Origin of the sequence: Ruegeria sp. AD91A, from assembly GCF_003443535.1 — a bacterium.
Classification (GTDB): Bacteria; Pseudomonadota; Alphaproteobacteria; order Rhodobacterales; family Rhodobacteraceae; genus Ruegeria.
Map to the genome: position 1 here is coordinate 568,585 of NZ_CP031946.1, position 20,602 is coordinate 589,186.

At 54.6% G+C, this 20,602-nt stretch carries 18 protein-coding genes; 7 read left to right on the forward strand and 11 right to left on the reverse strand.

The features are described 5' to 3' along the window. Window positions 1–51: 51 nt before the first annotated feature. Window positions 52–762, forward strand: coding sequence for an alpha/beta fold hydrolase (locus D1823_RS02865; RefSeq protein WP_117872661.1), 711 nt, complete (start codon window positions 52–54; stop codon window positions 760–762). On the opposite strand, the gene D1823_RS02870 is transcribed toward D1823_RS02865, so the two are convergent. Both D1823_RS02870 and phaZ read right to left on the reverse strand, forming a co-directional pair. Next, window positions 759–1,346 (reverse strand): DUF6151 family protein, encoded by a 588-nt coding sequence (locus D1823_RS02870; RefSeq protein WP_117868529.1) that lies wholly within the window; start codon window positions 1,344–1,346, stop codon window positions 759–761. The genes D1823_RS02865 and D1823_RS02870 overlap by 4 nt on opposite strands. Window positions 1,347–1,351: 5 nt before the next feature. After that, window positions 1,352–2,623 (reverse strand): polyhydroxyalkanoate depolymerase, encoded by a 1,272-nt coding sequence (gene phaZ, locus D1823_RS02875; protein WP_117868530.1) that lies wholly within the window; start codon window positions 2,621–2,623, stop codon window positions 1,352–1,354. Between the two features lie 111 nt (window positions 2,624–2,734). On the opposite strand from phaZ, the gene D1823_RS02880 reads away from it, so the two are divergent. The 3 genes from D1823_RS02880 to phaR all read left to right on the forward strand — a co-directional run bounded on the left by D1823_RS02880 (window position 2,735) and on the right by phaR (window position 5,802). After that, complete coding sequence (locus tag D1823_RS02880) at window positions 2,735–4,537, forward strand: alpha/beta hydrolase (protein WP_117868531.1); 1,803 nt, start codon at window positions 2,735–2,737, stop codon at window positions 4,535–4,537. Between the two features lie 131 nt (window positions 4,538–4,668). Beyond that, complete coding sequence (locus tag D1823_RS02885) at window positions 4,669–5,115, forward strand: phasin family protein (RefSeq protein ID WP_117868532.1); 447 nt, start codon at window positions 4,669–4,671, stop codon at window positions 5,113–5,115. A gap of 135 nt (window positions 5,116–5,250) precedes the next feature. Continuing rightward, window positions 5,251–5,802, forward strand: a complete 552-nt coding sequence (gene phaR / locus D1823_RS02890; protein WP_117868533.1) for a polyhydroxyalkanoate synthesis repressor PhaR — start codon at window positions 5,251–5,253, stop codon at window positions 5,800–5,802. 240 nt (window positions 5,803–6,042) lie between these two features. Here phaR and D1823_RS02895 read toward each other — a convergent pair whose 3' ends face one another. Then, a complete protein-coding gene (locus D1823_RS02895) occupies window positions 6,043–6,957 on the reverse strand; it encodes a LysR family transcriptional regulator (protein ID WP_109311511.1) in 915 nt (304 codons plus the stop codon). A gap of 177 nt (window positions 6,958–7,134) precedes the next feature. On the opposite strand from D1823_RS02895, the gene D1823_RS02900 reads away from it, so the two are divergent. The 3 genes from D1823_RS02900 (at window position 7,135) to D1823_RS02910 (ending at window position 10,252) form a co-directional block, all read left to right on the forward strand. After that, on the forward strand, window positions 7,135–8,880 hold the full coding sequence (locus D1823_RS02900) for an arylsulfatase (RefSeq protein WP_162896749.1): 1,746 nt from the start codon (window positions 7,135–7,137) through the stop codon (window positions 8,878–8,880). A 74-nt stretch (window positions 8,881–8,954) separates the two neighbouring features. Continuing rightward, window positions 8,955–9,323, forward strand: coding sequence for a DUF4345 domain-containing protein (locus D1823_RS02905; protein WP_160116480.1), 369 nt, complete (start codon window positions 8,955–8,957; stop codon window positions 9,321–9,323). An 83-nt stretch (window positions 9,324–9,406) separates the two neighbouring features. Further along, window positions 9,407–10,252 carry a hypothetical protein gene (locus D1823_RS02910; RefSeq protein WP_234998966.1) on the forward strand — a complete coding sequence of 282 codons (846 nt, stop codon included), beginning with the start codon at window positions 9,407–9,409 and terminating at the stop codon, window positions 10,250–10,252. Between the two features lie 35 nt (window positions 10,253–10,287). Here D1823_RS02910 and D1823_RS02915 read toward each other — a convergent pair whose 3' ends face one another. From D1823_RS02915 to D1823_RS02950, 8 genes are all read right to left on the reverse strand, one after another. Beyond that, window positions 10,288–10,920 carry a hypothetical protein gene (locus D1823_RS02915; protein WP_117868535.1) on the reverse strand — a complete coding sequence of 211 codons (633 nt, stop codon included), beginning with the start codon at window positions 10,918–10,920 and terminating at the stop codon, window positions 10,288–10,290. Next, a complete protein-coding gene (locus D1823_RS02920; protein WP_117868536.1) occupies window positions 10,896–11,576 on the reverse strand; it encodes a hypothetical protein in 681 nt (226 codons plus the stop codon). Before D1823_RS02920 ends, D1823_RS02915 begins: the two co-directional genes overlap by 25 nt. Before the next feature lie 646 nt (window positions 11,577–12,222). Continuing rightward, on the reverse strand, window positions 12,223–13,437 hold the full coding sequence (locus tag D1823_RS02925; protein ID WP_117868537.1) for a DegT/DnrJ/EryC1/StrS aminotransferase family protein: 1,215 nt from the start codon (window positions 13,435–13,437) through the stop codon (window positions 12,223–12,225). A 112-nt stretch (window positions 13,438–13,549) separates the two neighbouring features. Next, window positions 13,550–14,854 carry an FAD-binding oxidoreductase gene (locus tag D1823_RS02930; RefSeq protein ID WP_117868538.1) on the reverse strand — a complete coding sequence of 435 codons (1,305 nt, stop codon included), beginning with the start codon at window positions 14,852–14,854 and terminating at the stop codon, window positions 13,550–13,552. An 8-nt stretch (window positions 14,855–14,862) separates the two neighbouring features. Further along, window positions 14,863–16,221, reverse strand: a complete 1,359-nt coding sequence (locus D1823_RS02935) for a glutamine synthetase family protein (protein ID WP_117868539.1) — start codon at window positions 16,219–16,221, stop codon at window positions 14,863–14,865. Continuing rightward, window positions 16,221–16,901, reverse strand: a complete 681-nt coding sequence (locus D1823_RS02940; RefSeq protein ID WP_117868540.1) for a type 1 glutamine amidotransferase — start codon at window positions 16,899–16,901, stop codon at window positions 16,221–16,223. Before D1823_RS02940 ends, D1823_RS02935 begins: the two co-directional genes overlap by 1 nt. 58 nt (window positions 16,902–16,959) lie before the next feature. After that, on the reverse strand, window positions 16,960–18,279 hold the full coding sequence (locus D1823_RS02945) for a glutamine synthetase family protein (protein ID WP_117868541.1): 1,320 nt from the start codon (window positions 18,277–18,279) through the stop codon (window positions 16,960–16,962). A gap of 133 nt (window positions 18,280–18,412) precedes the next feature. Further along, entirely contained in the window at window positions 18,413–20,599 is a 2,187-nt protein-coding gene (locus tag D1823_RS02950; RefSeq protein WP_117868542.1) for a xanthine dehydrogenase family protein molybdopterin-binding subunit, read from the reverse strand. Between the last annotated feature and the right edge of the window lie 3 nt (window positions 20,600–20,602).

Genomic DNA, 20,602 nt, shown 5'->3' on the forward strand with positions numbered 1-20,602 from the left:
CCTGAGAACAACTGGAAGGACTCGGAAAACCGAGCAGATGGAGACCCCCGCGTGATCGAGCCGCTGGTGTTGTTGCCTGGATTGATGTGTGATGCCCGCCTGTTTCGGCCTCAAATCGAGGTACTGTCACGGGCACGGCCGGTCACCGTTGCGCCGATATCCGGAGGTGAGCGTATCGAAGAAATCGCCTCGGGGATGTTGGATCAGCTTCCCCATAGGTTTGCCCTGGTCGGGCAGAGCATGGGCGGTGTTGTGGCGTTGGAGTTGATCCGGCGGGCACCGGAACGGGTGTCGCGCCTGTGCCTGATGTCGACAGACGCTCAGGCGGATACACCTCATATCGCAGCCAGTCGTGAGGACCTGATTATTGGCGCTCAGGGTGGGCGGCTGGAAGAAATCATGCGCCAACTGGTCGGCACCGATACATTGGCGCCGGGGCCAAAGCGAATCCCAATTCTGAATGATCTTTTGACAATGGCGAATGATCTGGGCGCCGAGACATTCGTTCGTCAAATGCGTGCCTTGCAGCGCCGGCCCGACCAACAGGGAACGTTGCGCCGCATCAAAGCCCCCACTTTGATCATGTGCGGCGTGCATGACACGCTTACCCCTGTCAAACGCCACTCGTTCATGTCTGACCTGATACCGGAGGCAGAGTTGAAGGTTGTCGAAAATGCGGGGCATCTTCTAACGCTTGAAGCACCTGATGCCGTGAATAACGCCTTGGAAACCTGGCTGAATATCCCGCAACGGTTTGACTAAGGGTAAAGCGCTGCGCGTTCGACTTTTGAAATCACATTCGGTGTCACCGAAGGTTCGCCGGTCTCGTGGTTAAAAAACGGCGTATTCTTCCACCGTCCTGACAGGCGTGATCGCAAGGCGCGGTGCAAAAGGCCAAACGCCGCAAACCTGACCTTTTCGTGTTTTTGTTTTCCATTGGGTCGAGGGACAAACCCGCGGGTCGTGACCGGCCCCAATGCGGAAACATCACCGGTAATCCTGAGGACAATTAATCCTGCAAAAGGTAAACGTGCAGTCTGTGGCGTCGTCGCCAACGGGGCGTTGCAGCAGCTGGCGTACCATCTCAGCATACCATTTGGGCTTAGTTTCATGGCCGAAAGGAATTGACCGCCAGCGGTAAAACCGATTTCATCCGGTGCCATCTGGAAAATGTCAACCGGGCCGGGGGCCGGGTCGGGCTGCCGGAAAAACAGCTGCGCCGCGCGGCAGTCATGACAAAAACACTCGACATGGGTTCCAAGCCGAACACCCCGGTCCGAGATATGACCCTTCAACTGGCCGCAAATGCAGGAAAAGGCGAGACCAACATGTGTCGGCCCGCCCATGTTCTTCAGGCGACCTTGTTGCTATTCGCTGCGCGGCGGCGTTTCTTGCGGCTGTTTTCGTTCATGAAATCAATCACAAGCGGGCGGATGTTGTCGCGCCAGCTGCGGCCTGCGAAGATGCCATAATGGCCGGCGCCCGGCTCTACGTGGCTGGCTTTTTTGCTGTCTGGCAAGCCGGTGCACAGGTCCAGTGCAGCAATGCATTGACCGGGGGCCGAGATATCGTCATTCGCACCTTCGACCGATTTCACCGCAACGTCGGTAATCTTGCCGATATCAACCTTGTGGCCAGCGACAACAAATTCGTTGCGCGCAATCTCGCGGTTCTTGAAGACGCGTTCGACCGTCGACAGATAGAATTCGGCCGTCATGTCCATGACCGCAAGGTATTCATCATAGAAACGGTTATGCGCATCCAGATCCGAGGCTTCGTTGCGGGTAACGCGTTGAATCTGATCGGAAAACGCCTTGGAGTGGCGATCGGCGTTCATCGACATGAACGAGGCCAGTTGCAGCAGGCCGGGATAGACCATACGCCCGACACCTTTGTACTTGAAGCCGACCCGTTGAATCATGGTCTCTTCCAGCTGACCCATCGTGACACGTCGTCCAAAGTCGGTAACGTCAGTCGGAGTTGCGTCCGGGTCCACCGGCCCGCCAATCAGTGTCAGAGTACTGGGTTGAGCCTTGGGTTCCACCTCGGCCAGATAGGCAGTGGCCGCCAATGTCAGCGGGGCGGGCTGACACACCGCCACGACATGCGTGTCCGGCCCGAGTTCCTTCATGAAATCCACAAGGTAGAGAGTGTAATCCTCGACATCGAACTTGCCTGCAGACACAGGAATATCGCGCGCGTTATGCCAATCGGTGATGTAAACCTCACAATTGACCAGCAGGCTTTTGACGGTCGAGCGTAGAAGCGTGGCATAGTGGCCGGACATGGGCGCAACCAGCAGGACCTTGCGCGGTTGTTCTTCCCGGCCGTTGACACGGAAATGAACCAGATCGCCAAAGGGGCGTTCCAGAACAGTCGTGATCTCGACCAGATGATCCTTGCCGTCTTCGCAGGTGAAGGTTCGAATGCCCCAGTCAGGTTTGACAACCATTCGCTGGAAGGTCCGTTCAGTCACTTCGCCCCATGCGGCCATCCAGCTGAACGCCGGGTTGGGTGTCATGGAAAACAGCGGGTAGGACGCCATCGCGCTTGCGGTTGCACCAAGCCACTGGTTGGTGTTACGCATGGACTCCATGAGGTCGTAGGTCATCATATAGCGCATAAATGGGGCCTCCTGAGTGTCAGCCTGAGAGTTCGGACCATTCGTCGCTTTGCCCCCCAGCACCCACGACGTTATTCTGCATAGCAGCGAGGTTAGGGTGGAATTGTTAAAATGACAACTAGCGAAGGCCAAATGCCAGACGTGTCCGAAGAACATATTGAACGAATTAAAGAAAATATGGAAAAGGTCGAGCAGCTCTCGAAGCGCCTGATCGAGATTATGGCGTCAAAAAAGCCGCACACCCCTGCGCTGGACGGCCCGAATCAAGAGCTTTTTGCACGAGCAGCAACGGCGTATTGGGCCGAGGCATGGCAAAACCCCGCCAAGTTATTGGAGCAGCAAATAGAATTCTGGGGAAAGTCGGTTTTGAACTTTGCCGAAGCGCAGAAAACGCTAACCTCAGCAGAAGACGAAAACGAGCTGGCCAAATCGGGTGACAAGCGGTTTTCCAATCCCCTTTGGGAAAAAAACCCGTATTTCCGCCTGATCCGCCAGCAATATCAGACAAATGCAGAAGCCATTGCTCAGGCAGTTTCGTCGGTAGATGATCTGGATGCCAAAGACAAACGACGCCTGCAATATTTCTCGCAACAGATCATTGACATGATGGCGCCGACGAATTTTCTGGCGACCAATCCGGATGCCCTGCAAAAAGCAGTCGAGACCGAAGGTCAATCGCTGGTCAAGGGGTTGGAGAATCTGGTTTCAGACCTTGAGGCCAATGACGGCGAGTTGGTCGTGAAACTGGCAGATGAAAGCGCGTTCAAGGTTGGCGGAAACCTGGCGACAACGCCGGGTGAGGTCGTGTATCGCAACCGGATGATGGAACTGATTCAATACAAGCCGGTGACCGAAACGGTTTACGAAACACCCATCATTCTTTTCCCGCCCTGGATCAACAAGTTCTATATTCTGGATCTGAAAGCCCAGAACAGCATGATCAAATGGATCACTGAGCAGGGCTATACACTGTTTGTCGTGAGCTGGGTTAACCCGGATGAAAGCTATGCCGAAACCGGCATGGAGGATTATGTCCAAGACGGTTTCCTGACGGCAATCGAGACGGCGAAGAAGATCTGCAAGGTCAGACAGGTCAACGCTGTGGGCTATTGCATCGCAGGCACAACGTTGAGCCTGACTTTGTCCTTACTGAAGCAGCGCGGAGACAAGTCCGTCAAGTCGGCAACTCTGTTTACGGCACTGACGGATTTTTCCGATCAGGGTGAGTTCACGCCATTCCTGCAAAACGACTTCATCGACGGAATCGAAGAAGAAGTGAACAAGGAAGGCGTTCTGCGGTCGTGGATCATGGCGCGCACCATGTCGTTCCTGCGATCACGCGACCTAGTTTATGGTCCAGCCATTCGCAGCTACATGATGGGAGAGGTGCCTCCGGCATTTGATTTGCTCTACTGGAACGGCGATGGTGCTAACCTGCCGGCAAAAATGGCCGTGGAATATCTGCGAGGTCTCTGCCAGCGCAACGAATTCGCCACCGACGGTTTTGAGTTGATGGGGCACAAGCTGAAACTCGAAGACGTGGATGTGCCTCTGATGGCCATCACCTGCGAAACGGACCACATCGCGGCATGGAAAGACTGTTACCGCGGCGTGCAGAAAATTGGCTCGCGGTCCAAGACCTTCGTGGTTTCAGAATCGGGTCATATTGCGGGCATCGTGAACCCGCCCAGCAAGAAAAAGTATGGCCACTATACCAACCCGGATATGAAGCCGGACGCTAGCACCTGGCTGAAAGAAGCTGATTTTCACGAGGGGTCCTGGTGGCCCATGTGGGACGCTTGGTTGAAGAAGCGGTCCGGAAAGCAGGTTCCGGCACGCGAACCGGGCGATTCGAAGCACCCCATCCTTTCCCCCGCACCTGGAACCTATGTTGTTGCCAAGCCAAACGGCTGATTTCATTTTGAAACTTAAGAAATTCTGCATTGCAGCAAGAAAAAACTTGCAATGCTGCGATGCAGCAATCATATTGTCCTCAAGCTGATGAAAGCCGGGGTGGGCCCGGACCGGCTAAAAGGATTAGGACAATGGCAAAGACCCAAGATTTTACCGCGATCATGAAAGACATGATGGGTGCATTCCCGGTGGACACCACCGCAATGGAAGGCGCATTCAAATCGACCGCTTCGCTGAACGAGAAGCTGTCGGGCGTTGCTCTGGAAGCTGCTGAGAAATCGGCCGAGATCTCGAACAAATGGACCAAGGACACCCTGGCCAAGCTGAGCGAGATGTCTAAAGCCAAGGCAGAGCCTGCTGATTATGCAAAAGCCGCAACCGACTTCGCAAGCGCGTCGGCTGAAGTTGCTGCTGAAAACATGGCCGCTTTTGCTGAGATCGCGAAAAAAGTTCAGACCGAAACGGTTGAACTGCTGATGGCTGCTGGCAAAGACGTTGCGGAAGAAACAACCGCCGCCGTCAAAAAAGCGACCAACGAGGTCACCACTGCAGCCAAGAAAGCTGCAACTGCAAAGTAAGAAACGTCCGCGAAACGCACCCAACCCTCCCATTAGGTGCAATCGCGTTGGGCAGGTCCATTGACCTGCCCTTTCTTTTTGTGCTGCACTCGCATAACCTGTGCTGCAACGCATCATCCTTGGGGAGGGAATCCGGTGTCGGACCAAGAAAAACCGCTGCTGATCAAGCGCTATGCCAGCCGTCGGCTGTATAACACCGAGACCAGCGATTACGTGACGCTCGAAGATATCGCGGGGTTCATCCGTGACGGGCGCGAAGTACAGATCATTGATCTGAAAACCGGCGATGACCTGACGCGCCAGTATCTTCTGCAAATCATTGCCGAACATGAAAGCCGCGGTGAGAATGTGCTGCCGGTGAATGTACTGAACGATCTGGTCCGTAGCTATATGCTTCCGGGTGGGGGCATGATGCCTCAGTTCCTGCAAAGCTCGTTCGAGATGCTGCGGGAAAGTCAGAGCAAGATGGTGGAAAACATGAGTGCCATGAACCCGATGTCTCAGATGCCGGGTTTTGATGCATTGCAGGCGCAGCAGCAGGCTTTCCTGAAGGCGATGACCGGTGGGCTGTCAGGCGGATGGTCCGGTCCGGACAAGGACGAGGGAAAGTCTGAACCGAAAGAGGATCTGGAGGACATCAAGAAGCAGCTGGCGGAATTGCAGCAAAAACTGTCTAAGCTGAACTGATTTGTTCCGAACAAAGAAAAAGGCCCGCGCTATGCCAAGGCCCTACAGGTAAATGTTGAAAGAGGCTGAGAGTTCAGCCTCTTTTGCAATTTTATTTTAGATGAGCGGATTTGACACTTTTAGTCCAAGGCAAGCATTGGGTTTTTTAAGTTCAAAAGTCTGCTCCCTGATGAAAGCTCGTTCTTTAGAGTGCACTTCACACCTCAGATTAAATTAGTGCTCCAAGAGCATTTCCTTCGGTCAGTCGGACCTGGAGATCTCAAGAGCTGCCTGCACCAGATTTTTCCAAATTGCCTCTACAGACGACCTCTCATTGTTCATTTTGCGAGCGATGCATATGTTCCAACTTGGAGCTCCTTTGACGTTCACCTGGACTAGCTTGCCAGCCTTGATGGCGTCGGAGAACAAGTCTTTTGTGCCGCCACTCAAGTATCCACCTGACCGAACCAAGTTCTCAATGAGCGAAAAGTCATCTGTCTCTATGGCAGGTATCTCTCTCCATCTTGGATCAATTCCGGCTTTGACCAAGATTGCTTCAAATTCAGATTTCCAGTGTTTGTGTAGGAATGGCGATGCAATGGGATAGTTGAATGCCTCTGCAAATAATACCGGCCCCTTTTTTGTGATGGGGTGTCCAGGGGGCGCCACAACGACCAATTCCTTTGATGATACTTTTACGATTTCTAACCCATCTGTGGACGCTGTATGAGTCAGATCTCCGACAAATATGTCGACACTGCCGCCTGACGACAGTTCCTCAGAGTCCGTATCTGCTGAAACTTTGACAGACACCTGAACTTTTTGGATATCCTCTTCAGCCATCTTTAGCGCCGGTGCAACAAGTGACAGGGTCGTTAAAGGCCCGCATACAATCTCTACGCGATCTACACCGCTTGCCGCCCGCGCGATATTCTTGCGAAACTGATCGTTCGAAATTTTCTGTTGCCTACAAAGTTCGACAACCTTCTGTCCGGCGTTAGTCAGCTCAATCCTTGCACCAGAACGCTTAAATATGACCAGGTCTGCATCCCGTTCGGCCTTCTGTATGAGCCTCGTCAACGTAGGTTGTGACAGGTCAAGTTCTCTTGCGGTGGATTTGAAGTTCAGTGTTCTGGAGAGGCTCAACAGTGCACTTATTGTTCGGTCGTCATACATCTTGCGTCCATTTCACAATTTGCAACAATTGTCAAAAAACTTGAAACGCGCGCAGTTGCCAATGATTTTTTTGCTCAGAAAGCTAAGGTTGAAAGGAACGATGGCCAATCAACATCGATTTTATGGGTCGCTGACCACTTTTGCCAACGAAGGGAACATCAGATCATGACACGCTGTATGGCAAAGCTGATGCCACTTATTTTCACTGTGTTTTCAACGCAAATCGTAATGGCGGATGAGCGCCCCAATATTCTATTGATCTTAGGCGATGACATGGGTTTCGCAGATATTGGGCCCTTCGGCTCCGAGATTGAGACACCGACGCTGGATGAACTTGCTTCGGAAGGACTCAAGTTTACTAACTTTCGCGCGACTCCTGTTTGCTCCGTCTCGCGCTCTGAGATCCTGACAGGTGCAAACAACATTCAGGTTGGCTTGGCGGCCTTTGACTATGCCGTTTACCCGGATGCTGAAGGAAAGCCAGGCTATGAAGGCTATTTGACCGACAATGCTGTCACTATCGCTCAATTATTGCAGGACGCAGGATATAACACCTACACCACAGGTAAGTGGCACCTTGGGCATCCCACCCGAAACACCGGCAAAGGTCCGCAATCCTGGGGTTTTGATCGTAGCTACGGGATTTACGTCGGCGGCTCCAATCATTGGAACCAAGAGGTCATGCTTCCTGATGAAAAAGACCCTGCAACAGCAGAAGCAGTAGAGAAGGGGCAAATTCCCAAAATATCTCAAGAGGAATTCCATGAAGACGACCGTTTGGTAACTCGCCCTGACGGGGTGTACTCAAACGACCTATACACTTCAAAAATGATCGAATACTTGGAGGGTGGTCGCGGATCTGGCAAACCTTTCTTTGCCTATATGGCTTTCACAACGGCCCACTTCCCAATCCAAGCACCAGCAGAGCTTATCGATAAATACTACGAAATGTATCTGGAGCTGGGGTACGAAGGATTGAGGGAAAAACGTTATGACACGCTTATAAAGCATGGCGTGATCTCTCCGTCCTCAAAGTACCATGATGGTAAAGAAGACAATTCTGATAATCTTGTTGTACCTTGGTCATCACTGTCGGATGAGCAGCAAAAATACCAAGCAAAGATCATGGCGACCTACGCCGCAATGATTGACTCGCAGGATCAGCACATCAAGAAACTATTCGATTACCTCGATTCCATCGGCGAGCTCGATAACACCCTGATCATTTACCTTACCGACAATGGACCGGAAGGGACGGACTTCCGCGGCAAGTTAAGCAATCCACTATTGAGCAAGTGGGTAGAAGCAAACTTTGACCAAAGTCTTAAGGCCATAGGATCGGCCGACGCACTTTGGCAAATCGGAACAACGTGGGCGAACTCTACGACGGGTGTTTTGACTTTCTGGAAAGCCTATGTTTCCGAAGGCGGAGTGCGAGTTCCTTTCATGATCAAACCACCTTTGGGCTATGAATTTGCCCACTTAGGTCAGAGCACAAATGCTGTTACGAGCATCAAGGACGTTCCTATGACAATCTTGGATTACGCCGGTGTTCAGGCTGATGGCCCAAGGTACGACGCCCCCAATATGGTGAAACCCTCTGGTGTCTCAATGAGGGACTTCGTTGAAGGCAAACAAAACTATGTTCGAAATGAAGATCAGTGGGTCGCCTTTGAGCTTTTTGGAAACACATATGTAATCAAAGGAAATCATAAAGCAGTTCGCATTCGCACTGGTATGTTTGGATCTGGCGAATGGCATCTTTACGACATCGTCGCTGATCCGGGTGAGACTACACCAATTGAGGAACAGTTTCCAGGAAAGCTCGAACAGTTGAAAAAAATCTATCAAGGCTATGCTGACGAGATGGGTATTGTTCCGGTGGCGGAGGATTGGAACCCGTGGACCGTCGTGGGTAAATAAACTGATTTGTTAGCGACCGCTGTCCTTGACATTGCTTTGGACGGCGGCTTTTTCCACAATGTCTGAGGTGTGCCTTGTCTCTCGCTCAATTACTGCTTCTCATATCGTCCGTCGGTCTAGTCCCTATAGCTCTAAGCTATGGCGCAAAACCCAAACTCACGATGAAGCTCCTGTATGGTGCCGACATTAACGACAATATTGCGCATATACTGCGTGCCGTAATGGGTCTTTATTTTGCGGTTATTGCCTCTTGGATAATAGGTATTGCTAATCCGGCATTCACCGATACGTCCCTGATCATTCTCGTGGTTTTTATGTTCGGTTTGGCCGGCGGGCGGGTGCTAAGCCTATTTGCGGAAGGCCGCGTGCACTTTCTTTTGCATGTCTATATGGCGCTTGAAATATTGATTGGCACCGCGGGCTATTACCTACTTTCAAAGTGAGTTCGGCAAGCGAAATCGGGCTCCCACAATGATGCGGAAATTTGGATTGGAGCTCGTCAATATTGCGGATCAAGGAGCGAAAATTGACAACCGTTGCTAACTTTTTTCATTCAGGATCGGATCCGAGTTGGGTACGCGCTGCTCGAAACTTTGCCAACTTGATCCTGACGCTTGTTGTTTTCGCGACCCTGGGCAATCCGGCTACTGCTCAAGATCAAGATGCCGCATCGTCCGCAGCGCAGGCGAATAATCCGCTTGCCAATTTCAAAGCAGTCAATGTCCAGAATTACTATATCGGCGAAATTACGGGAACACGCGAAACGGGCAATCAATTTTGGTTACGGTATGCGCAGCCGGTTAGTTTAGGTGACACGAACTGGATCTTGCGGGCTTCGTTACCGATAAACTCTTTCCCGAGGCCAGGCGGGAAAACTACGGGCGTTGGAGATCTCAATGTATTTGCGGCATATCTAATTGACATTGGAAATCCGGCGGTGAGCTTCGGTATTGGGCCTCAGTTAACCGCGCCAACTGGCTCTACTGACGGTTCGGGGTCTGAAAAATGGTCGGCAGGTATCGCAAATGTATTGTTCAATGCGTCTTCTCCCAAATTCCAATACGGTTACCTTTTGACTTGGCAAGCCAGTTTTGCCGGTGACAGTAATGCGAGCGACGTAAATACCGGAGCATTCCAACCGTTCCTGTTCTACCAGCTAGGAGGAGGTACTTACCTGAGATCAGCCCCGATCATGACCTACGATTTTGAAGCGGACAGCTTCAATGTGCCAATTGGCTTAGGCATCGGGCAGGTATTCAAGAAGAATGACATAACCTACAACGTCTTTGTCGAACCCCAATACTCAGTTGCGAGCAAGGGACCAGGACAAGCGAAGTGGCAAGTTTTTCTAGGCTTCAATACACAGTTTTGAGGGTGATTGTAGAGAAGTCATTTTGGACAGATTTTCTAAAAGCTAAATAAATCCCGATCATACACAAAGCCCTTTGCAATACCGAGCTTCATAGCTGGGCTCTTGTGTTCTTTTACCATGAGGTCGGTGTAGTTATGGGCAAACCTCAGGATATCCACCAGCTTCATGACCATAACCGGATTGTAGTACTGCTTGTAGTACCACAGGCTTTTGCGGCCCGAGGTTGACAAGCCACGCTCAAATCCCATGACCTTGGTCCGTGCCCGAGCGTGATACATGTCTACCGGATGCGTTCCCGCCCGAACTGCGAACTGGGCCATCTGGGCATAGTCTAATCGTGTCGGGTCAGTGCGGAAAATCACCCGCTTATGCGGCTCATTAATGAAGTGGAACGGATAGTGAATGCCGGCCGTTTCAGACTGACCGGTATGATCCATTAGGAGCTCCCTGATATCGGAGAGTGCCATATTGCCAAAGGAGGCTTCCAAAAGGTACTCCATGGCGCCGTCCTGTGGCCTGGAGACAGCCTGATCACCACCTCCAGGCAAGAACCCTGCCTGACGCATCAAATGCTCCGCGCGCTCAAACTCCCTGTTACCATCAGTCACAAACCCCAGGCGCCGCGGATGGCTTTCATTCTTTGCTATGGTGACGTCTGCAATCCGCACCAAGCTCTTCTGCACTTCATTTTAAACACAGCCAAAAAGGCTGAAGAGACACCCGTATCGCGGTCAACTGAAAAGTTCAGCAGTCGATACTTCTTACCGATCTTCTTCTTGAGCAGCATGATATGCGCAAACTCGGCCGCGTCTTGTCGAACCCTCGCGGCCTTCTCAAGGAGCCTGATATCGTCATCAAGCTCTCTAGGCTTTTTGTTACGGTGCCACCTACTTGATTTTGGGTTGGTCGCCTCGTGTCGTTTGCAAATGAACTCGATGTACTCACTGGCAAACCAAATCCGAGCTTTCTCTCGCATAGAACGAGGCTTGTCTTTGTCACCGACAATGTCCATCGCCTTTTCGACGGCAAGCGGGTGAATGTCGGGATCAACATCTGTTGTAGACGCGATGACATACTTGCTATCATTGTGGACGGTGCACATTTGGCGCACTTCTACAAGTTTACGAATACCTTTGTCAGGCCAGTTCACCTGAAGGATATGTGTGTCCGTGGCGAAGTGAGGACTATTTCCTTCAAATACTTCGGGAAGTCGCTTCTCCCGCTCTGCTGCAAAGGCTTGGCATTGCTCGTGGATGAAGTCGATCTTCGAATAGACTTCCGGAAGTGATGTATCGAGGTATCGTGAGATAGCTGAAAGCGTCACGCCATTAACCAGCGATCTAAAGACTTTTCCATTTAGATCTCTACGTTTTTGTCGCCTCGTCGAGCGACCAATCGAAAAGGTCTTCTTGCACGCTCTGCACTGATATCTTGGATCTCCTTTGGCCGTTTTGCCGAACTTTCGATACCGGCTGGGCATCAGCTCAACGGTCGCTCCGTGATTGACACATGCAACACTCGGACAACTTTAATGCTTTGTTCTTCTATTCAGGCGGGAGAGCCTTGCGTATTCTTCCGCCAATGCTTTGTTGGATTTGAGGATGCTAGACCGTCCGCAACTTGGGCAAACATAGGTGCGCTCATCTCCAGACCCGCAGACCTTGCCCCGCGCCAAGTTTGAACCCGGAGTAGCTGGTCGGTCGCGCCCCTCTCTTGGGTCAGGAAATACGCCGTAAAGGTCACAAAGTGGGTTGCGGCAAAAATTGACTCAGAAACCTCCAGGCAGGCGAGGAAGCCGAGTTCTTATTTTGTTCGCAGATTTTGCGAAGCCTTCTTGGGTTCCGGCACGTCACAAGCTCATATTTCTAACGAAAACGACCAGCGGCCTAGCTGCTGGTCGAAAGCTCGTCAACATTTACCTATAGTGGCTTGGCGCTATGCGGGCCTTTCTTGTTTGAAGTGCTGTCGTTTTACGTTCCATAAACCGGCATCGGGCCGGTCACTTCGCCAACCGATGCCAGCAGGATGTCTGCAATCACGTCCAGCTCATCGCGCGTCAGGCGCACGGGCAGACGAACATCGCACGCCTTCATCAGCATTTCGCGTGTCCTGGGCAGATCGAAAGTTTCCGGAAGGAACTTCCAGTTCCAGAAGGCGCGGGCATTGTCCTCACTCAGGCCGAACACCTGAACTTTGACGCCGCGCGCCTCGGTTGCTTCGGCAAAGGCGCGGATCTCATGTTCCTGCATCCCGACCAGATTGAACTGGATCGAATCCGGCGCACGCTGCTCGGGGGGCAGCGGGGCTGGAACCTCGATATGGGGAGAGGTGTTCAGGCGACCGGCCACATAATCGTGGTTCGCCAGGCCATCGCGGACGCGGCGCGCCAGTTCCGGAATTTGTGGGCGGATCACGGCGGCGCTGAGGTTGCTCAGGCGAAGGTTGTACAGCGGCAGCTTGTTCTGCCAGCGGGCAAAGGCCTCTTCCAGTTCGGGTGAGTTGTCGCCCTGCGGGCCTTTGTGTTTCTTCCAATTGTGTTCATAGGCTCCCGACATGATGACGGCCCGCGCGACAAGATCTGCATCATTCGTGATCAGGATGCCACCTTCGCCGGCATTGATCATCTTGTAGGATTGGAACGAGAAACACCCGACCTTTCCGATCGTTCCGATATTGCGGCCGTGCCAAGTGGTGCCCAGCGAATGCGCGGCATCCTCGATCACAGGAATGTTGCGAGCGTCGCACAACGCCATGATCGCATCCATGTCGGATGTATGCCCACGCATGTGGCTGATGATGACCGCCTGAACGTTGTCCAGTTTGGCTTCGAAATCGGCAATGTCGATGCGGTAGTTTTCGCCCACTTCGCACAGAACGGGAACGAAATCGGCGTGGACGATTGACGACGGCACGGCAGCGAAGGTGAAGCCCGGGATCAGAACACGCGCATCGCGGGGTAGATCAAGCGCCTTGAGCGACAGAAACAGCGCGGCCGAGCATGACGACACCGCAAGGGCGTATTTCGTGCCCAACAATTCCGCGAACTCGGCCTCCAGCAGGGCCACCGGGGCATCCTGCGGTGCGGTATAGCGGAACAGATCGCCCGATTGCATCAGGTCGTCAATGGCATCTTTTGCGGCTGTGGGGATGGGTTCGGCGGCATGAACGTTTGGTGGAAGCGTCATATTTGGATTTCCCGAATATTGTATTTGGGAAAGATAAAGCTATTCATGGGGCAATCCAAGCCCTCAATCGCCGGTTGGCAAAAATTCACCAATCTGTCGCAATTTAGGTGGATCAGATCCCAAGCCGGTCGCGCAGCGCGAACCACGTCATGGCCAGCACAAGCAGCGGATTGCGCAGGGCAGGGCCGCCGGGGAAAGACAGCGCGGGCACCCGTGCCATCGTGTCAAACCCTTCGGCCTGACCCTGAATGGCCATCGCCATGAGTTGCCCGGCATGGGTCGCAGTGCCGACACCGTGACCGGAATATCCCGAAGCCGAAAGGATATTGGGTGCGACACGGGCCAAATACGGCATCCGCCGCATGGTGATGGCCAGCGTTCCACCCCACGCATAGTCGATTTTCGCGTCCTGCAGATGCGGGAAAATCTCGGTCATGGGTTTGCGGACCTTGCCGGCGACATCCGATGGAAAGCGGTAGCCATAGCTTTCACCGCCTCCGAACAAGAGGCGACCATCAGCACTGAGGCGAAAGTAGTTCACTACGAATTTTGTATCTGCGACTGCCACATCCCGGGTCAAAACCCTCGCGGCGTCCTTTCCAAGGGGTTCGGTGGCCGCGATGAAATTGTTGATGGGCATGACCCTGGCGGCGACGGAACGATTGAGATCGCCCAGGTACCCGTTGCAGGCCAGAACGACGTGCTCGGCCCGAACATTGCCGTGTGCAGTTCGGATCACCGCAGGCTGGGTTTCGTCAATCCCCGTAACCTCGGTGCTTTCAAAGATACGAACACCCGCTTTGGCCGCGGCTTGCGCCAATCCCAAAGCATAGTTCAAAGGGTGCAGATGTGCCGCACCCATGTCCAGATACCCGCCCTTGTAAGCGGGTGATGGGCAAAGCGCGTGACCTGCGTTTTCGTCCAACAATTCGATCTGGTCATATCCATACCGCTCAGAAAGATGGCCGGCGTGGTCATGCAGTTCTTTCTGCTCAGATCTGCTCAGGCCCAGGACGGCGACCCCGGGTTTCAGGTCACACGCAATCTGGTGTCTGGCGATCAGGGATTTGACCAGATCCTTGGCGTCTTCGGCCAAATCCCACAGCTTGGCGGCGTCAGCATCGCCAACAAGACGTTCGAGGTCTTCCTGATCCATCCGCTGCGCGCTGCCCAATTGGCCGCCGTTTCGGCCTGACGCGCCAAAGCCGACACGATGGGCTTCAAGCAGCACGACGTCGAACCCGGCTTCGGCCAGATGAAGAGCCGCGGACAGCCCCGTATAACCGCCACCGACTACACACACATCCGCTTTGGTGTCTTCTGACAACGCAGGAAAGCGATCCATCGGATTTGCCGTCGCAGCATACCAGCTGTCTGGGTACTCACCCTTGCGGTCATTGGAATAGAGCAGGTTCACGGAAGGTCTCAGACGTTGATCAGCAGATGTTCACGTTCCCAAGGAGAGATGACCTGCAGGAACTCTTCGTACTCGGCCCGTTTGACGATGCCGTAAACGCGGGCGAATTCGGGGCCCAGAACCTCGTGCAGGGCAGTGGCCTCGTCAAACAGATCCAGCGCTTCTCCCATGACCTGTGGGATATCTCCTTCGCCTTCATAAGCGTCGCCATAGAACTGACGACGCGGGCGCTCTTGCTGAACCAATCCCAGATAACCGCAGGCCAGCGACAGCGCGATGCCCAGATACGGGTTGCAGTCCATCCCGGCGATGCGGTTCTCAACACGGCGCGCTTCCGGACCCGACAGGGGCACACGGATGCCGGTGGTACGGTTGTCCCGTGCCCATTCCAGATTGATCGGTGCCGCGTGATCTTTCACATAGCGCCGGTAAGAGTTAACGTAAGGTGCCATCACCGCCAGACCGGCGGGCAGATGGTTTTGCAACCCGGCGATGAAGTGATAAAACGCGTCGGTCTCGCCACCCTGTGGGCCAGAAAAGATGTTCTGCCCGGTTTCCATGTCGATGATCGAGTGATGGATGTGCATGGCCGAACCCGGTTCTTCCTCGATCGGTTTCGCCATGAAAGTGGCGAAACAATTGTGCCGCAGCGCGGCCTCACGGATCAGACGTTTGAAATAAAAGACTTCGTCAGCCAGTTTTACCGGGTTGCCATGGCGCAGATTGATTTCCAACTGCCCGGCGCCGCCTTCTTGCGTGATGCCGTCGATCTCGAACCCCTGGTGTTCGGCGAAATCATAGATGTCGTCGATCACCGGGCCGAACTCGTCCACCGCCGTCATGGAATAGGCCTGCCGTGCGGCGGCGGGGCGACCTGAGCGCCCAATCATTGGCTTGATCCCTTGTGCCGGATCGACATTGGGAGCAACAAGAAAGAATTCCATCTCGGGCGCTACTACCGGTTTCCAGCCTTTGTCGTGGTAAAGCTGTACAACACGTTTCAGCACGTTGCGCGGGCTGTATGGAATCGGTTCACCATCCCGGTTGTAGGCGTCGTGGATCACCTGCAGCGTCCAGTCGCCGGTCCAGGGTGCGGCGGTGGTTGTCGAGAAATCGGGTTTCAGGATCATGTCCTTTTCGATGAACCCGTCATCACCGGCAGCTTCGCCCCAGCCCCCTGTGATGGTCTGGTAGAAGATGCTGTCGGGCAGGTGGAAATAGGATTGCTTTGCGAATTTTGATGCAGGCACCGCCTTGCCGCGCGCAATACCCGGCAGGTCTGAAATGATGCATTCAACTTCGTCCAGTCTCTGTCCGTGGAAATACGCCTTGGCGGCTTCCGGCAGTTTATCAGTCCAATCAGCCATCAGGCTCTCTCTTTCTTTAGAAAATCGGCCATGTGGCGCGCGATTTTGGCGTTGTCGTCCAGCGCGGTTTCGCGATTTGCGGCTTCGCGCATCAGATCCTCCGGGACGACGCCCTTGCCCCGTGTCCGCATCAGGCCTGCCACGAAACCGTTGGTGAATTCCGGGTGGGCCTGAACCGTCCAGATTGTGTCCCCATAAGCCAGCATCGCGTTTTCGCAGAAGGCATTCCGGCCCAGAACCCGCGCCTCTTTTGGCAATTCAACAACCTGATCCTGATGCCAGGCATTCAGCCATAATTTGTTGCCGTCATACTCGTATTCAGTACGACCTACAGCCCAACCTCCAGCGAACTTCTCGACCTTGCCACCCAGTGCCTGAGCAATGATCTGATGGCCAAAGCAAACGCCGATCAGCGATTTTCCGCTTTGTTGGATCTCGCGCACCAACGCTACCAGCGGCGCAATCCAGGGCAGGGCTTCGTAAACCCCGTGACGAGACCCGGTAATGACCCATCCATCCGCATCATCTGCACTATCGGGGAAGGTGCCGTCCACGACGGCAAAGGTCACGAACTCGAACCCATTGCCAGCCAACAGCGTGGGGAAAAGCTCGTCATAATCCCCGAATTCATCCTGCAGCACTTCGGGGGTGTGGCCGGTTTGTAGAATACCGATTTTCATGTGTCACCAAATTTGATCAAATTAATCCTAACCGAGACTGATTGAAGCGGCAAGGGGGTCAAACCGCCTCGAGATAGCTCAGCCAGTGATCCTCGGGTGGGATGCTCGCAAATCGGGTGATCTCTTGCCGCTTGGTCATGGTCAGATAGCGGATCAGGTCTGCGGGGAACAGACGCGGCACCAATGGATCAGAGGCGAACCTGTCAATCGCACTCGACCAATCCGGCATCAGCTGAGGCAGGTCTGCAATGTCATAGGCGTTCCCCGTGATCGGGGCAGGTGGGGTCAAACTGTCTTCGATGCCAACAAGTGCCGCGCCCAGAACCGCGGTTAGCATCAGATACGGGTTTATGTCCCCGCCGGCGACGCGGTGTTCGATGCGCCGTGCAGCCGGGGGGCCGCCCGGGATGCGAATAGCTGCGGTTCGATTTTCATAGGCCCAGCAGGCCCCCGTGGGCGCATGTGCCCCTGGTATGAGCCGTGTGTAGGAATTCCCGTGGGGCGCAAATATCAGCGTACTGCCCGGCATGGCCGCGACACAGCCAGCGACGGCAGACCGCAAAATCTCAGTGCCTTCCGGCCCGTTGTTGTCGAACACATTGTGCCCGTTCTGGTCCACTACCGAGAAATGCACATGCATTCCGTTGCCGGCGTCATCAGTATAAGGCTTGGACATGAAGGTTGCCGCAAATCCGTGCTTGCGCGCCAATCCACGCGTCAATGCCTTGAAAAGCCACGTATCATCGGCACAGCGCATGGCGTCCTGATGGTTCAGGTTGATCTCGAACTGGCCGATGCCGCTTTCCGAGATGGCCGTCTGCGCGGGGATGCCCATTTCGGCGCAGCCGTCGTACAGTTCGGTGAAGAACGCTTCGAACGCGTCCATTTCAGCAACCGACAGAACTGCCTCATCGGTAAGGCGCCGCCCGGTGATCGGATTCACTGGCGGTTGCGGTTGCGCGCCAGACGCATCAACCAGTGTGAACTCCAACTCCGTCGCGGCAACAACGGACCAGCCGCGTTGTGCATAGCGGTCGAGTATGGCGGACAGAGCATGCCGCGGGTCGCCCGGGAACGGTACGCCGTCATCATCATACAGGCTCATTGGCACCAGCGCCGTTTCCGTATCCAGCCAGGGCACGGGGACCGGGCCGCGTTCGGTCGGGCGCAGCACTCCATCTGCGTCGCCGGTTTCAAAGACCAGCGGGCTACCGTCGATGTCTGCGCCCCACAGATCAACGTTCAGTGCCGAGAATGGCATTCGTACAGCCCCCTTTTCCAGTTTGTCCGCATAGACGGGGGGCACGCGTTTGCCGCGCATCTGACCGTTCAGATCACATGCGGCAACGCGGAAATTGTGCAGGGCGCTCAGGTCCATTGGGGGCTCCGTCGGTGAAACTCCCCAGTGATTTACTTCAATGGATCTGCTTTGTCATCAAATTTGATCAAATTTTGGCTTTGGTGTTCATGGAACTCCCCGCGCCGGTTTTGACCGGCGCGGGGAGGTGCTTTTAGGCGAAGCTTACGCCATGCGCTTCCATGGGCAATTGCGCCACATGCACACCTGACAGCGCATTGATCGCATTGGCCAATGCAGGCGCTGACGGTGGCGTGCCGGGTTCTCCTACGCCGGTTGGCGCTTCGGCTGATGGCACGATATGTACGTCAATTGCGGCAATATCCCCAATACGCAGCGGTTCGTAATCCGGGAAGTTGTATTGATCCACAGCACCGCTGGTCAGAGTGATCTGGTCACGCATCACGTGGCCAATGCCATAGCCGATGCCGCCTTCCATCTGGGCGCGCACAACATCCGGGTTCACGGCAATGCCGCAATCCACGGCACAGGTGACCTTTTCAATCTTGATGCCACTTTCCGTATCGCCCGAGACTTCGACCACTTCAGCCGCGTAAGACCCAAAGGACTTGTGAACAGCGATCCCCTGTGACCGACCTTCTGGCGCATTGCCCCAGTTTGCCTTTTCGGCCGCCAGTTTTAAAACAGCTGCCTTTCGCTGCTGGTCCGGGTTGTCGTCGCCGGACAGATGGGCCAGGCGGAACTCGACCGGATCGCGCCTTGCCGCTTGGGCCACGAGATCCATCATGGTTTCCATCGTATAGGCCGTGTGAGTGTGTCCGACAGAGCGCCACCATAGTACCGAGGTTGCCTTGGGCGTATCTGTTAAACCCAGCGCCATTCCCGGAATCTGGTAGGGGCTGTCTGCGATACCTTCGATAGAGCTGTGGTCGACCCCGTCATGCACCGCGAAGGCCTCGAAGGCCGTGCCTTTCATGATTGATTGGCCAGCTACCTGATGCTGCCATCCGACGATTTTGCCATCGGCATCCAGGCCAACCCGGACCTTGTGGCCAAAGGCGGGGCGGTAATACCCGCTGCGGATATCGTCTTCGCGCGTCCAGACCAGTTTCACCGGGCGCGAGCGGTCAGTGACGACAAAAGCCAGAGCTGCCTCGACCTGATAATCCGCATCCGGAGTTGCGCGGCGACCAAAGGAGCCACCCGCCAGCATGGTCTTGATGTGGATCTTCTCAGCGGGCAGGCCAAAGATCTGCTGGTAGGCCATATGTGGCCCTGTCGGCATTTGCGCCCCGTCATGCAGAACGATGTCACCATCGGCTGTTTGCTCGATCGTGCAGTTCAGTGGCTCCATTGGAGCATGGGCCAGCAGTGGGAAGTAGAACGTTTTTTCAACGACCTTGTCCGCACCGTCGATGGCGGCTGCCACAGCTTCAAAATCTGCCTTGTTCACGTTATACGTGGGCTCAGCCTCCAGCGCGGCCATGATCTCGGCCTTGATCTGGTCCGAGTCACGGGTTTCTGCGCCCGAAATGTCCCACTCGACCTCAAGCGCATCGCGTGCTTGGATCGCAGCCCAGGTGTTCTCGGCATAAACCGCGACACCGGCCTGATTGGGCAGGACGGCTGCATTGATATACCCTTTGACCTCTTTCGATGCGCTGTCATCAAAACCCAGGGCGATGCCGCCCTTCGCTTCCGGGCGTTTGATCATGGCGACCATCTGGTTGGGCAGGTGAACGTCCATCGCGTACATCGCCTGCCCGTTGCCCTTGATTGCCGAATCCTTGCGGCGCACCGTTTCATTTCCGATCAGGCGGAACTCGGACGGGTCTTTCAGGCGCGGCTCTGCCGGAGCGTCCAGTTGCGACGCAGCAGACACGAACTCAGCGATCGGAGCCGACTTGTCGCCCGCCTTGACGATGCCGTCTTCGATGGTGATGGCGGATGCATCCACGCCCCAGCTCTGCGCAGCGGCGTTGATCAGCATTTCGCGCGCAGCAGCACCGGCCTGACGATATTGCAGCCACGAATTCGCCATCGCGGTCGAACCGCCGGTGCCCTGGAATTGACCAAACAGCAGGTTGTTGTAGACGTTCGGATCCGAGGGGGCGAACTCGTATTCGATCTGGTCCATGGTCAGGCCGATTTCTTCGGCAATCAGCGTCGGCAGGCCGGTCGCTGGGCCCTGACCTTTTTCAAAGTGCTTGACGATGGCGGTCACGGTGCCATCCGCATCGATTTTCACGAACGGGTTGAGCTGGGCGGTCTCGGACGAGGCCGCGGCCAGTGCTCCGTCTGGACGGGTGCCGACCAGCAGGAGGGCACCGGCAGCGGCGGCACTTTTCAGAAACCCACGGCGAGAGGTGTTGATGGTCATGGA

Coding starts and splice junctions, on each gene's coding strand:
- D1823_RS02935 (WP_117868539.1), bottom strand. CDS start 16,221: ATGGCTGATTGGACTGATAAACTGCCGGAAGCCGCCAAGGCGTATTTC.
- phaZ (WP_117868530.1), bottom strand. CDS start 2,623: ATGCGCTATATGATGACCTACGACCTCATGGAGTCCATGCGTAACACC.
- D1823_RS02900 (WP_162896749.1), top strand. CDS start 7,135: ATGGCAAAGCTGATGCCACTTATTTTCACTGTGTTTTCAACGCAAATC.
- D1823_RS02885 (WP_117868532.1), top strand. CDS start 4,669: ATGGCAAAGACCCAAGATTTTACCGCGATCATGAAAGACATGATGGGT.
- D1823_RS02870 (WP_117868529.1), bottom strand. CDS start 1,346: ATGGGCGGGCCGACACATGTTGGTCTCGCCTTTTCCTGCATTTGCGGC.
- D1823_RS02895 (WP_109311511.1), bottom strand. CDS start 6,957: ATGTATGACGACCGAACAATAAGTGCACTGTTGAGCCTCTCCAGAACA.
- D1823_RS02940 (WP_117868540.1), bottom strand. CDS start 16,901: ATGAAAATCGGTATTCTACAAACCGGCCACACCCCCGAAGTGCTGCAG.
- D1823_RS02945 (WP_117868541.1), bottom strand. CDS start 18,279: ATGGACCTGAGCGCCCTGCACAATTTCCGCGTTGCCGCATGTGATCTG.
- D1823_RS02925 (WP_117868537.1), bottom strand. CDS start 13,437: ATGACGCTTCCACCAAACGTTCATGCCGCCGAACCCATCCCCACAGCC.
- D1823_RS02880 (WP_117868531.1), top strand. CDS start 2,735: ATGACAACTAGCGAAGGCCAAATGCCAGACGTGTCCGAAGAACATATT.
- D1823_RS02950 (WP_117868542.1), bottom strand. CDS start 20,599: ATGACCATCAACACCTCTCGCCGTGGGTTTCTGAAAAGTGCCGCCGCT.